This window comes from Marinomonas phaeophyticola (assembly GCF_026966905.1).
GTDB lineage: Bacteria > Pseudomonadota > Gammaproteobacteria > Pseudomonadales > Marinomonadaceae > Marinomonas > Marinomonas phaeophyticola.
In genome coordinates this window covers 217190-230206 of record NZ_JAPUBN010000020.1, presented here as the reverse complement: position 1 = coordinate 230206, position 13017 = coordinate 217190, and the positions used below count along the sequence as shown (strand labels likewise).

Here is a 13017-nt window from a genome sequence, read left to right as displayed (position 1 = left end):
AGCTCCTCTAGAAACCAAGACTAGATAGCAAATCATCTACTTCGTCTTGACTATTCAATACTTCTGGATTGTTATCATTTTTAATAGCTGGGCCATGACCACGAGTATCATCTTCTTCTTTAAGACTTAAATCATGCTCAATCCCAGAAATACTATCAATACGACCTGCGACAGCAACTAAATGAACTAACTTTTCTTCGACATCTCGGATCAAACTATTTACTTTAGTAATAACTTGCCCTGTCAGATCTTGATAGCCTTGTTCAAGTAAAATTGTATTTAAATTTGTATGTAAAGTGGTAGCACTATCATCCGCATACGAAAGAAACACATCAATTCTTTTATACAGCTGACGAAACTCTTCAGGAGAAAGGTCCCGTTGAATTAGTCGCCCCCAGTCCTTTCTTAACTCTTTGGCTTGTTTTTGAAGTTCACTTGCAACTGGCACACTACTGTCAACCATATCCATGGTCTTGTTAGCGGCATTACTCGTCATTTCAACTACATAATTTAATCGATCAGATGCATCAGTAATTTTCGAACCATTTTCCGGCTCATCTGTCCCTGTTAATTCGACATCAACAGAGTCCACTTTAAATTCTTTAATTGCATTATGTAAACTACGAGTTAAGTTACCTACTTCATTATAAAAGCTCTTATGTCTAGCATCACTTAACTCTTGTATTATTTGAATAGCATTGGAGTAGTTTCCAACTTCTATACAATTCAACAAATCTACAGCGCCATTCTTTAAAGTAGCTTCAAAATCATCCAAACTAGAACTGGATTTATCTGGCATTAGATACTCCTATTTTCCAGCATCGATACGTTCAAAAATCTTTTCGATTTTTTCTTTTAACGCGACAGCGGTAAAAGGTTTTACAACGTATCCATTCACTCCAGCTTGCGCGGCTGAAATTATTTGATCCCGTTTTGCCTCTGCTGTAACCATTAAAACAGGAATTGTTTTAAGCTTATCATCTGCACGAACCGCTCGAAGTAATTCTATCCCTGTCATTCCTGGCATATTCCAATCAGTTACAAGAAAATCAATTGTCCCCGCCTGCAATATTGGTAAAGCCGTAGTCCCGTCATCAGCCTCTACAGTGTTTGTAAAACCTAAATCTCGGAGAAGATTTTTAATTATCCTTCTCATTGTTGAAAAATCATCAACAATTAGAATTTTCATATTTTTATCCAATGCGACCTCCACAACCCAAAGGTAGTATTTCAAAACTCAAAATTTATTCTCGCCAATCAATCAATTTGACCTTCAACCTCATAGCCGCTTGACTATGAATTTGACTTACTCGAGATTCACTTACACCTAAAACGGCACCTATTTCTTTTAAATTCATTTCTTCATTATAGTACAAAGACAATACTAATTTTTCTCTCTCTGGCAAAGTATCTATTGCTTTAATTAAAGAATCTTGAAAATCTTGACTTTCAATACTCTCTAATGGGTTAGACGCATTATCAGAAACACTATCAAAACTTAAACTATCAGAATCTAGTAATTCCTCAAAGCTAAATAATTGACTAGACATAGATGACTGAAGAATATCGTGATACTCATCAAGCGCAATCCCCATGGAGTTTGCAACTTCTATATCTGTTGCCTCTCGACCAAGGGAAGACTCAAGCTCATTAACAGCGCTAGCAACAGCCCGACCATTACGCCTTACCGACCTAGGTGCCCAATCACTTTTTCTAACCTCATCCATAATAAATCCACGTATACGAATACCAGCATACGTTTCAAAACTCGCGCCTTTATTAGACTCAAACCGCTTGTGCGCTTCAAGTAATCCCATCATACCAGCTTGAATTAAGTCATCGACTTCAACACTACTAGGCATTCTTGCTAATAGATGATAGGCGATTTTTTTCACTAAAAAGCCATACTGATTAACGATAGTGTCAACAGATAACGGTTCATTTTTTGAGTAGGCGCCATAGCCGATCTTAGTCTGCATAAACAATAAAAAAACAACCCAATAATTTTTCAGTTAAAAACATCACCCAAACATTACTACATAGATGATCAAGATAGTCGAAAAAATAACATAAAATTACTAACTACCGTACTTAAGAGAGCTATAAAGATGACTATACTGTTCAGCAACATACACAGCCCTACTCACTAAATTATGTGACCTAGCAGGCTGAATGTCATCAGGAATTCTTTGCCCATCAGCAACATACACTACTGGAAGGTTCTCTTCAACAATTACACTAATTGCCTCTCCAAGTGAGGCTGACTCATCCAACTTGCTTAAAACACAACCATCAAGCCTTACTTTAGAGTATACATCAACGACAGTCTTTAATACCTGTCTTTGGCTAGTACACGGTAGCACTAAGAGTTTTTTTAAATTTGCTCTCGCTCGATTAATCATTAATAATTGCCGTTCAAGATTACTGTCTCTAGGATTCATTCCTGCTGTATCAACTAAGACTAACGAGTAATCAGAATACTTATCTAAAACATCGTTCAAATCAGAATATTCATTTACCACAACAACAGGAACACCTAATATACGACCAAATGTTCGTAGCTGTTCATGCGCAGCGATCCTATAGGTATCAGTCGTAACCAAAACAACACTACTATTGCCATATTTTAAGACATGTTGAGCCGCTATCTTACCAATCGTTGTCGTTTTCCCTACGCCTGTAGGCCCCATGAAAGCAATGCATCCTAGTAACTCACTGGTTTTTACTCTCGTCGGTATATGATCAGCAAGATGAGCAAGTACTCTGTTCCAATCATCTTCTCTGCCTAATAAATCAATATCATCCAATAACCTTGAAGACACACTATCAGATATACCAAGACCTTTTAGCTTTTCACGGACTTTTTGAACCTCCGGTTTGACCTGTTCCTGCGGCACCTTCGTTTGGTTCTGTTGATACTTTTGACCTTCTAAGAGCGCTTTTACCTCCCTTAACTCCTTCTCCATTTCTTGAAATTGACGCTCTTTAGCTGTATTTGCTATCGATAATGATTCCTCTATTTTAGGGTCATCATCAACAATATTCGTTGAAGCGTGCTTATTCTCATTTACGATAACATTAGATTCGACAGTTGATCTCTGCCTTGCACTTTCAATTCGCTGCTGATACGTAAGGCTTGCCTCATCCTCTAATGGATCTACTTTTTCAGATAAGGCAGGATCTACATGAAGTGTTTGTTGCCGTTTTTGCCTCGTAGGCTCTGCAGTGGCAGAAGATAGGCTTGCAGGAAGACTGCCATCGTAATCAAGAGCAGCAACAATTTCAATTTCACCGCTAGGAAGGCGTTGATTAGACAAAATAACCGCATCTGGGCCAACAGCATCACGGACTTTCCGTATTGCTTGGCGCATATCAGGAGCTCGGAACCGCCTTATCTGCATGAAATATCAATTCCTTTGGGTTATTTTGCTTACAAATCCATAGCTTACCCGAAAGATTTAGATAAATATAGATAAGAAATTACTTCAATTGTAGGATTTTATTGTCCAATCACCCCAACAACTGTAATTCGTTTATGATCAGGCACTTCTTGGTATGACAACACAGCCATCCCTATCGATCCATATCTCATAAACCTTGCTAACATAGGTCTAATAGGAGCTGACACTATTAGTATAGGCGTATTACCCATAGCCTCCTGCTGCTCTGCAGATTGTCGCAATGATGTCTGTAGCTGCTCAGCCATCGCTGGTTCTAAAATTAATGCCTCTTCATTCTTCACCCCAGCCTGTTGACTTTGCTGAACCGTCTGCATCAACATTTTCTCTAATTGAGGCTCTAACGTTAATACTGGCACCTCCTCAACACCATCAGCAAGTGTTTGAATAATTAAACGAGACAACGACATCCTAACGGCTGAGGTAAGAATCATTGGATCCATTGTTTTCGGCTGAACCCCCATAATAGACTCAGCTATAGTACGCATGTCTCGTAAAGGCACTCCCTCAACCAACAAGTTTTGCAATACCTTCAATAAAACACTAACAGGAATGGTATTCGGTACCAACTCTTCAGCCAATTTAGGATTATATTGCTTCAATAACCCCAATAATTGCTGAACCTCATCATGCCCTATCAATTCGTACGAATGCTTATGCATTATCTGATTAATGTGGGTCGCAACCACCGTACTCACATCCACTACGGTATAACCAAACGTTTGAGCTTGATCTCTTTTCTTAGTATCAATCCACACTGCATCCAAACCAAAAGAAGGGTCTTTACCTGGAATACCATCAATTTTACCAAATACCTGACCTGGGTTAATCGCAAGATCTTTATCTGGGTGTATTTCCGCCTCAGCCAAACTTACTCCCATTAATGTTACCCGATAAGCATTTGGCATAAGATCTAAATTATCTCGTATATGAACGCTAGGAACGAGAAATCCCAAATCTTGTGACAACTTTCTGCGCACGCCCTTAATTCTTGCCAAAAGTTCTCCACCTTGAGCCTTATCAACTAAAGGAATTAAGCGATAACCGACTTCAAGACCTAACATGTCGACTGGCGCCACATCTTCCCAGCTCAAATCTTTCACTTCAGGAGCCGAGGAAGTATTACCAGACTTTGTTTGAGAAGGTTTAATTCCAGCCTTTGGCTGAGCTTTTATTTTCTTACGATAATCAATGTAATACCCTAAGCCACCAACAACTAAAGCCAAAGACAAGAAAGAAAAGTGTGGCATTCCAGGCACAAGCCCCATTATGGTCAAAACCACAGCCGCCACATACAGAGCCTTTGATGAAGCGAACATCTGATTAAAGACCTGATCGCCCATATCACCAGTTTCATTGACCCGAGTAACCATAACGGCCGCCGCCGTAGAAAGCATTAATGAAGGAAGCTGAGCAACAAGGCCATCACCAATGGTTAATAAGGAATAACGCTCAACGGCCTCCACAAAAGTCAATCCATGTTGAGACATACCAATTGCCAATCCTCCAATAATATTTATCCCTAATATCATTAAACCGGCGATAGCATCACCTTTAACAAATTTACTGGCACCATCCATAGAACCATAAAACTCAGCCTCTGAGGCAATTTCCTTTCTACGAATAGTTGCCTCATCAGGATCAATCATTCCTGCATTTAAATCAGCATCGATAGCCATCTGCTTACCAGGCATAGCGTCCAAAACGAAGCGAGCACTTACCTCAGAAATACGTCCCGCCCCCTTCGTTACTACAGCAAAGTTAATTATCATTAAAATAGCAAATACAACAAAACCAACAACGTAATTACCACCAATGACTACTTCACCAAACGCTTCAATGACCTTACCTGCCGCATCCCCACCTTCATGACCATATAAAAGCACAACTCGTGTTGAGGCGACATTAAGAGCCAAACGCATTAATGTTGATACAAGTAGAACAGTTGGAAACACCGCAAAATCAAGCGGTCTCATCGAATAGATAGCAACGAGCAACACAACAATTGCCAAAGCAATATTAAAAGTAAATAAAACATCCAACAAAAATGCAGGAATAGGAAGTATCATCATTGCCAGTAAAGACAATAATAAGAACGGCACACCTAGATGGCCAGTGACAACGGACCTAACTCGCCCGAGCACCTGTTGTTTATTTACTTCCACTTAACACAACACCTTATAAAAAATAGCATTTAAGAAATAAATTTTACCCTTCCCATTTCAATTCATCAGGCACTTCTAGAGGAGGCACAGGCCCCGGATCACTTGCCGCAAATCGTCGAGACTGCTTTAACTGATATACATAGGCTAAAAGTTGAGCTACCGTCTTAAATAGACCTTCAGGAATTTCATCACCAATCTCGGTATGGTGATATATTGCTCTCGCCAATGCAGGGGATTGTATCACAGGGATTTCGTAGAAGTTCCCAACTTCTCTTATCTTCAGTGCAATAACATCATGGCCTTTTGCCAATAATACAGGAGCACCTTGACCGCCGGTCGTATCATACTGTAATGCAACCGAAAAATGTGTGGGGTTTGTAATGATCACATCTGCTTTCGGCACATCTGACATCATTCTTCGCATGGCGGCTTGCCTTTGAGCCTGACGAATACGGCCTTTAACTTGAGGGTCCCCTTCTTGTTGCTTATATTCGTCTTTTACCTCTTGCTTTGTCATCTTCAATTTTTCAGCATGAGACCATAACTGATAAGGAACATCTATGGCGGCAATAAGAATCAATGTTAAAGACACAAAAATAAACGCCCAAATTAAAATATCAACGCCATGCGCAATTGCTAAATCAATGCTTTGAAATGTTAGGCCAAGTACTTCAACTAAATACAAATTTAGAACAATATAAGCCACGCCCATAACAAGAACAACTTTAGCCACCGACTTCAGTAACTCAACCAAAGACTGAGTTGAAAACATTCTTTTGATTCCAGCTATAGGGTTCATCTTACTCAACTTTGGCATTAAGGGTTCCCAAGAGAAGTTTAACCCTCCCATAGCGACACTCCCTATAATCCCCGCAACAGCCAGAACGCCCATAAGAAAAACCGTAGAGCTACTAACCCCCATAATTGACTCATAAAGGTGAAATACCATTCGTTCTATTTCAAACAAATCATCCCTTTCAATAATAAAATTAAAAGAAAAAACTCTAATTAGATCCGCCACCAATAAAGAACCAGTTCCATAGATACTAATCGCCGCCACAATCAATAGCGCAGCAGAACTCAAGTCTTTTGATCTAGCTAAATTACCCTTCTTTTTAGCATCACTAAGTTTCTTACTACTGGCACTTTCGGTTTTTTCTGAACCGTCTTCATTTTCAGCCATTAAGTCGAAGCCCCCATGTACTTTGTAACCAAGTCATTATTTCCATAAAAAAGAGTTTATAGATTGACAAAAACTCGCCCAACATCACCCAAAAGAAAAACATTGAGAAAAGCATTATTACCGGAAAACCAAGAGCAAATATGTTTAATTGAGGTGAGGCTTTTGCAACAATACCAAAAGACAAATTCATAATTAACACAGCAATAGCCAAAGGAAGCACCATCAGTAATGCTTTTTCAAAGAGCCACGAACCTAGATTCACTAAATCGTAATATTTCTGACTCTCAAAGCCAGATCCAATAGGCCAATAAGTAAAGCTTTCAACAAGGTATTCAAACATTACATGGTGGCCATTAGTGCCAATAAACGCTAGACCAGCCATCGACAGATAGTATTGACCAAGAGTGGCTACCGAAATGCCATTAGCTGGGTCATTAGACATTGCAAAACCCAAACCGGCTTTCATTGCCGCCAACTGCCCAGCTAATGAAAAAACCTGAAATAGAATTGTTATCACAAAACCAAGAACAATGCCGACAATTAACTGCTCAACAATCAACACAATCATAGACGGAGAAATGGCTTCGTATTCAGGAACCCCAATGACAGGTGTAATAATAATTGAGAAAATAAAGGCAAATGCTAACCGAACGGGGACACTAACTAAATTAGAACCAATTAAAGGTAGCGCCATAAGAAAGGCACCTATACGAAAAAAAGGCAACAAAAAACTAAATGCCAATTCCATTAACTGATTAGGATCAAGCTCTAGCATTACCCAATTATCATAGGAATATTAGTAAATAATTGCGTAGTGAAGTCAGTCAACTGCATAAGAATCCATGGCCCAAGGTACATAATTACGCCTAGAGTAATGATAAACCTCGGTAGAAAAGACAGTGTTTGCTCATTTATTTGTGTCGCCGCCTGAAACACACTTACGACTAGACCGGCAATTAAGCCAGGAACCATTAACGAACTCACTAGAACAATGATCAAATAAAAGCCACGACCATAAAGGTCTAAGACAACTTGAGGATCCATAACTAAATACCGAAACTTGCAGCTAACGTTCCCATAATCATAGACCAACCATCAACCATAACAAACAACATTATTTTAAATGGCAAAGAAATAATGACAGGGGAAAGCATCATCATACCCATTGCCATCAAAACACTAGCCACAACAAGGTCAACGATCAAGAATGGAATAAAAATCATGAAGCCAATTTGAAAGGCCGTTTTTAACTCGCTGGTGACAAAAGCAGGCATTAAAATAGTAAAGGGGAGCGTTTCAAGTGACTCAATTTGCCCTTCTTTACCTGCCAGCTTTACAAATAAAGCGATATCATCTTCCCTAGTTTGGGATAACATAAAATCTCGAATAGGAATTGAAGCGGCCTCAGCAGCATCGAGAGAGGTTAATTGTTCATTTAAATAAGGCTGTAAAGCCTGATCATTAATTTTATCTAAGGTGGGCGTCATAATAAAAAGCGTTAAAAATAAAGCCATTCCAATTAACACTTGATTTGAAGGTGTCGACTGCAATCCTATTGCTTGCCTTAGCATAGATAAAACAATAATAATACGAGTAAAGGAAGACATCATTATCAAAGCCGATGGCAATAACGACAATGCTGTCATTATAAACAAGATCTGCAGAGAGACGCTGTAATCTTGAGAACCATCAGGGTTGGTTACCACGGTAACGGCTGGCAACCCTGTTTCAGAGAGACCATAAACAGACCATAAGGATAAAAATACTACGAGAATCCCTTTAAGCATTATCACTCTCATTTACGGTATTTTGATGTGCATTTTCTTCTTCTAACAACGCATCAAAGCTCTTAGAATCATTAAACTCTTTAAGCTTTGTGATAGAGCCCGCGGTTACCCCTAACAATAATTTTTGACCTTCAACCTCGACCATTATCAATTTTTCTTTTGTCCCTAATGATTGAACAGAAAGAATTTTTATCATGGATCGGCTAGAGCCCAACTGCAAAGATTGCAGCTTCTTATACGCAAATAATAATAAAGGAATTAATACAAGGACAACACTTAATGAAAGAAACATCTTCCATAGAGATGAGGCATCTGACATTTCAGCAACCCCAGAGGATGAATAGACATTACTGACGAACAAGAATGTCAAAACAATAATCTGGGGGATTTTAAATAAAAGGTTTTTGAACAATGTTATTTCAATCTTCTAATACGTTCACTTGGGCTAACCACATCCGTTAAACGAATACCGTATCTATCATTAACGACCACTACCTCACCATGAGCAATCAAGGTACCATTAACCAAAACATCTAAAGGTTCTCCGGCATATCTATCTAGCTCAACTACAGACCCTTGGGTAAGTTGCAATAAATTTCGAATGGCTATTTCGGTATTCCCAAGCTCCATAGATAAGGTAACTGGAATATCCATAATCATATCAAGATCAGAACCAAAATTATGTGTCGCCGGGGCACCGGAAGATAACTCTTCAAACTCTGCAGGCTTCACTTCCTGCTCAGACATAGCAGCAGCCCACTCATCTTCTATACCATCACTTTCACCTGTTTCACCAGCCTCTGCCATGGCTTCTGCCCATTCATCAGCTAACGCGCCATCCATACCTTCTTGATCAGGGGATTCTTCTGACATCTTATTTACTCATCATTTTACAATTTTAATACTTTCAACCATTTGAACAGAATACCTTTCATTACTTACACCAAGTTTACCTTTTATCGTAGGTATTCCATTGGCTTTAACTATCACATGCTCAGGCATTTCAATTGGAATCACATCCCCAACCTTAAATTTAACTACATCAGCCAAACTAATTTTCTTCTGTACAACCGTCGCCGTCAAATTCACATTTAACTCTTCAACATCCTGCCTTAGCGATTTACCCCAGCGTTCATCTTTTTCATCGACGTCACTTTGAACACCCGCATCTAATAACTCTCTTACGGGTTCAATCATCGAATAAGGCAAGGTTATATGCAATTCACCTCCACCGCCATCCAATTCAATATGAAATGTCGATACAATAACCACTTCGCTTGGGCTCACTATATTTGCCATAGCGGGGTTTACTTCTGAACTAATGTATTCCAGCTCAAGTTTTAATACAGGGGCCCATGCTTCAGTTAAATCAACGAAAACCTGCTCTAACATCAGCTGAACAATACGGATTTCTGTTGGAGTAAACTCCCGACCTTCAATTTTTGCATGTCGGCCATCCCCACCAAAAAAATTGTCCACTAACTTAAAAACTAACTTAGCATCTAATATAAAGAGTGCCGTACTGCGTAGTGGTCTAAATTTTACAAGATTAAGACTAGTGGGTACGTATAAAGTATGAACATACTCACCAAACTTCATTATTTGCAGCCCCCCAGACGAAACATCAGCGGTTCTGCGAAGAAGATTAAATAAGCTAATCCTAGTATATCGAGCAAAACGTTCATTAATCATTTCGAGAGTAGGCATTCGCCCACGAACAATTCGCTCTTGACTAGTTATATCATAGGACGATATTCCATTAGGGTCCTTCGGCTCATCATCCTCAGGTTTTTCATCGGCTCCATGTAAAAGAGCGTCGATTTCATCTTGAGATAATAAATCTTGCGCTGACATAGGAGTTACTGCATTACAAAATTAGTAAACAAAACATCTTCAACACCACCAGATCCAGTTTCTTGAGTAAGGATGCTATTAATTGATTCAATCGCCGCTGCTTTTAAAGCCATTTTACCATCTAAAGACTGTAGCTCATCAAAATTTTGATTAGCAAAAAGTAACACCAAACTATTTCGGATAAGAGGCATATGAACCTTTATGGCATCCACTTTAACCTGATCACGGGATTTAACAGTCAGATTAAGCTGCAGATAACGCTGTTTATTAGCCACGATGAAATCAACAACAAACGCAGGGTCTAACTCTAAATAAATTGCGGGTCCTGTGGCTGAAGCACCCGCACCCGCGGCACTCGCGTCTACACTTTCTTCTGTACCAACTTCCGCCTCATCTTCTCCGCCTAAAAGAAAGAAAGCCGCACCGCCACCTCCGCCAAGAACAAGCAAAAGTGCAATGATAATAATGATCAGCTTCTTCTTGCCGCCTTTTTTACCTTCCTCTTCCCCAACATCCAATCCATCTTCAGCCATTTTCTACTCTCATAATGTTTTCATAGGGTTTATTATTAATATAGTACATTAAATTTTCTTAAAAATACGGCCTACGAACCATGCCAGATAACACTTTATATCAAAACAAATGGAAAAACGTTAGCTAAGCATAATAATCAACACCCGATGCATTCACATAAGATGTTTTCACTTCTTCTACGTCATCATCATCTGACGCAATTACGTTACCTTTCCCTTGAAAATTATGATGTTCGGAATCTTGATGCTGCCCTTGAGAAACATTAACATCAACTTTATTTAAGTCTACCCCTTGTTGAGCTAATAGCTCTCTCAAGCGTTGCATTTGACTTTCCAAAAGATCTCTTGCTTGAGGCGTTGCCGCACTAAAAGTAACACTTGCACCGTCGCTATCTAGTGATACTTTTACACTTAAGCTACCTAATTCAGGTGGATCAAGGTGGATCTCCGCTGTCTGTACCCCCTCTCTCATAATCCACTTAACTTTATCCTGCATTTCTTGAGGCCAATTCGGATCATTAGGAGGAACCGTCATAGTTAAAGAAGGTTGAGATGTTGATTGATTGCTCTGAGTGGTGACTGATAATACCGAGGAGTTCATAGCCGTAGAAGGCGAGGTAAATAGTTTCGAGTCCGTTAACGTCGTTAAGCTCTCTACCTGATCATCAAACAAGGATGAGTTTTTCATAATATCTGAATCAACAGATTCCAGAATAAAGGCATCGTCTGCGGATAGCGGCCCATCCGCTGAAATAAGTTTAAATTCAGGCGGCAACTTAAAATCTGGAGATAACTGAAAAGTACTTTTCGTTTCACTCTTTACGTTCGGCATTAGCAAAGGGACATCAGGATCGGTCAACTGTTCGTAGTCTACAGATACGTTTATTTCAGTCGTTTTTTCAAGCGAAGTTTTTTGCATCAACAACGGATTGATTAATTTATCACCCTGTAGCACCGACTCTTTAGTAGCACTTTGCACCTGCGCAAGATTCATTGGCTCTGAAGCTTGTTTTTTCATCTCCCCAAGAACCCAGTTTAAATTTATCGGATGAACCTCTTCTGCGTCATTAGTATCAAAAACAACAGACTCTAAAGGAGTGGATGTCGAAACTAAAATATCACTTTTATCTTCATTAAGCAGGCCACCTGCAGTCAAATCGGAGTCAACATCAATAATTTGAGAGACCTGCTTAAGTCTTTCATCCAAAGATTCCATTTTTGATGATTCAGATAAAACCTCGCTAGTGTCATGAGCCGAAATAGGAAGTATATCACCGCTTATCTCCTGAGAAACGGCAAGACTATCTACATGATCAACTACCGTATTATCAGCCGAGGCATTGCTATTATCTACCATTCCATCGAGCAATAAATCAAAGCCTGCTGCGTCCGTTTCAGCGGCTAAATCACTTGAAGAAAGGGCATCTTCATTCAAATCGAGACTAGCTTGACTGCCTTCATTTTCTACCCCAATGACAGACATTTGATCCGTCAGGCCTTCATTAATTATAGAAGTGGGTACTGCTTGAACCATAGAAATAGGTGCCGTTTGTAGGCTCTCTATAAAATTCAAATCATAGGGCTCTTTAACATCTGAAGAGCGAAAACGGCCATTTTCGTCATTAACCGGTTCTTTGACATAAGTACTATTCTTTTTAGGCAACTCATTGCCACCATCATGACTATCCGCATCCGCTCTTTCGCTATCCTTGTTCGTGTTTACATCGTGATTCTCTTCCGTATTAAGCTCGCTTTGAGAGCCGTTATCTTGCACTTCACCTTCGTCGACTTTTTTTGTCTGTATATGAAAGGATTCGTCCGTATTTGCCTCAGAGGAAGAATTCGTAGAAAGGTCTCTACTTGAAGTAGACTGCTGTTTACTTGCCTTATCAAGAGCGTCTGCAAAACCGTCATTCCTCGCTTTCAAAGGCGATGATCGTGTTTCACCTAACGAATAAGATGAATTATTACGACTTGATGGTGTAATAAAATTATCTAAATGTGCTTGCATAACAACCTCTCCAATACTATCCAATT

The 13017-nt window shown here is 39.5% G+C and carries 14 protein-coding genes; all 14 read right to left on the bottom strand.

Going from position 1 to position 13017, the window contains the following annotated elements:
- Positions 1-7: 7 nt before the first annotated feature.
- The 14 genes from O1D97_RS17280 to O1D97_RS17215 all read right to left on the bottom strand — a co-directional run bounded on the left by O1D97_RS17280 (position 8) and on the right by O1D97_RS17215 (position 12991).
- Positions 8-799 carry a protein phosphatase CheZ gene (locus tag O1D97_RS17280; RefSeq protein WP_269127395.1) on the bottom strand — a complete coding sequence of 264 codons (792 nt, stop codon included), beginning with the start codon at positions 797-799 and terminating at the stop codon, positions 8-10.
- Positions 800-808: 9 nt separating this feature from the next.
- On the bottom strand, positions 809-1189 hold the full coding sequence (locus O1D97_RS17275) for a chemotaxis response regulator CheY (protein ID WP_428981135.1): 381 nt from the start codon (positions 1187-1189) through the stop codon (positions 809-811).
- A 55-nt stretch (positions 1190-1244) separates the two neighbouring features.
- Complete coding sequence (locus O1D97_RS17270; protein WP_269127393.1) at positions 1245-1979, bottom strand: RNA polymerase sigma factor FliA; 735 nt, start codon at positions 1977-1979, stop codon at positions 1245-1247.
- A gap of 99 nt (positions 1980-2078) precedes the next feature.
- The gene (gene flhF, locus O1D97_RS17265) at positions 2079-3401 is read right to left on the bottom strand and encodes a flagellar biosynthesis GTPase FlhF (protein ID WP_269127392.1); all 1323 of its coding nucleotides are present in this window, start codon (positions 3399-3401) and stop codon (positions 2079-2081) included.
- Positions 3402-3499: 98 nt separating this feature from the next.
- Complete coding sequence (gene flhA / locus O1D97_RS17260) at positions 3500-5623, bottom strand: flagellar biosynthesis protein FlhA (RefSeq protein WP_330221506.1); 2124 nt, start codon at positions 5621-5623, stop codon at positions 3500-3502.
- Positions 5624-5666: 43 nt separating this feature from the next.
- Entirely contained in the window at positions 5667-6806 is a 1140-nt protein-coding gene (gene flhB / locus O1D97_RS17255; RefSeq protein WP_269127391.1) for a flagellar biosynthesis protein FlhB, read from the bottom strand.
- On the bottom strand, positions 6799-7581 hold the full coding sequence (fliR, locus tag O1D97_RS17250; protein WP_269127390.1) for a flagellar biosynthetic protein FliR: 783 nt from the start codon (positions 7579-7581) through the stop codon (positions 6799-6801). The genes flhB and fliR overlap by 8 nt, the downstream gene beginning before the upstream one ends.
- A complete protein-coding gene (gene fliQ / locus O1D97_RS17245) occupies positions 7581-7850 on the bottom strand; it encodes a flagellar biosynthesis protein FliQ (protein WP_269127389.1) in 270 nt (89 codons plus the stop codon). Before fliQ ends, fliR begins: the two co-directional genes overlap by 1 nt.
- Before the next feature lie 2 nt (positions 7851-7852).
- Positions 7853-8593: a flagellar type III secretion system pore protein FliP gene (gene fliP, locus O1D97_RS17240; protein WP_269127388.1), complete on the bottom strand. Its 741-nt coding sequence runs from the start codon at positions 8591-8593 to the stop codon at positions 7853-7855.
- Positions 8586-8912 (bottom strand): flagellar biosynthetic protein FliO, encoded by a 327-nt coding sequence (gene fliO, locus O1D97_RS17235; protein ID WP_269127387.1) that lies wholly within the window; start codon positions 8910-8912, stop codon positions 8586-8588. Before fliO ends, fliP begins: the two co-directional genes overlap by 8 nt.
- Before the next feature lie 95 nt (positions 8913-9007).
- On the bottom strand, positions 9008-9466 hold the full coding sequence (gene fliN / locus O1D97_RS17230) for a flagellar motor switch protein FliN (RefSeq protein WP_269127386.1): 459 nt from the start codon (positions 9464-9466) through the stop codon (positions 9008-9010).
- 12 nt (positions 9467-9478) lie between these two features.
- Entirely contained in the window at positions 9479-10447 is a 969-nt protein-coding gene (fliM, locus tag O1D97_RS17225) for a flagellar motor switch protein FliM (RefSeq protein WP_269127385.1), read from the bottom strand.
- 5 nt (positions 10448-10452) lie between these two features.
- Positions 10453-10980 (bottom strand): flagellar basal body-associated FliL family protein, encoded by a 528-nt coding sequence (locus tag O1D97_RS17220; RefSeq protein ID WP_269127384.1) that lies wholly within the window; start codon positions 10978-10980, stop codon positions 10453-10455.
- A 124-nt stretch (positions 10981-11104) separates the two neighbouring features.
- On the bottom strand, positions 11105-12991 hold the full coding sequence (locus O1D97_RS17215) for a flagellar hook-length control protein FliK (RefSeq protein ID WP_269127383.1): 1887 nt from the start codon (positions 12989-12991) through the stop codon (positions 11105-11107).
- Between the last annotated feature and the right edge of the window lie 26 nt (positions 12992-13017).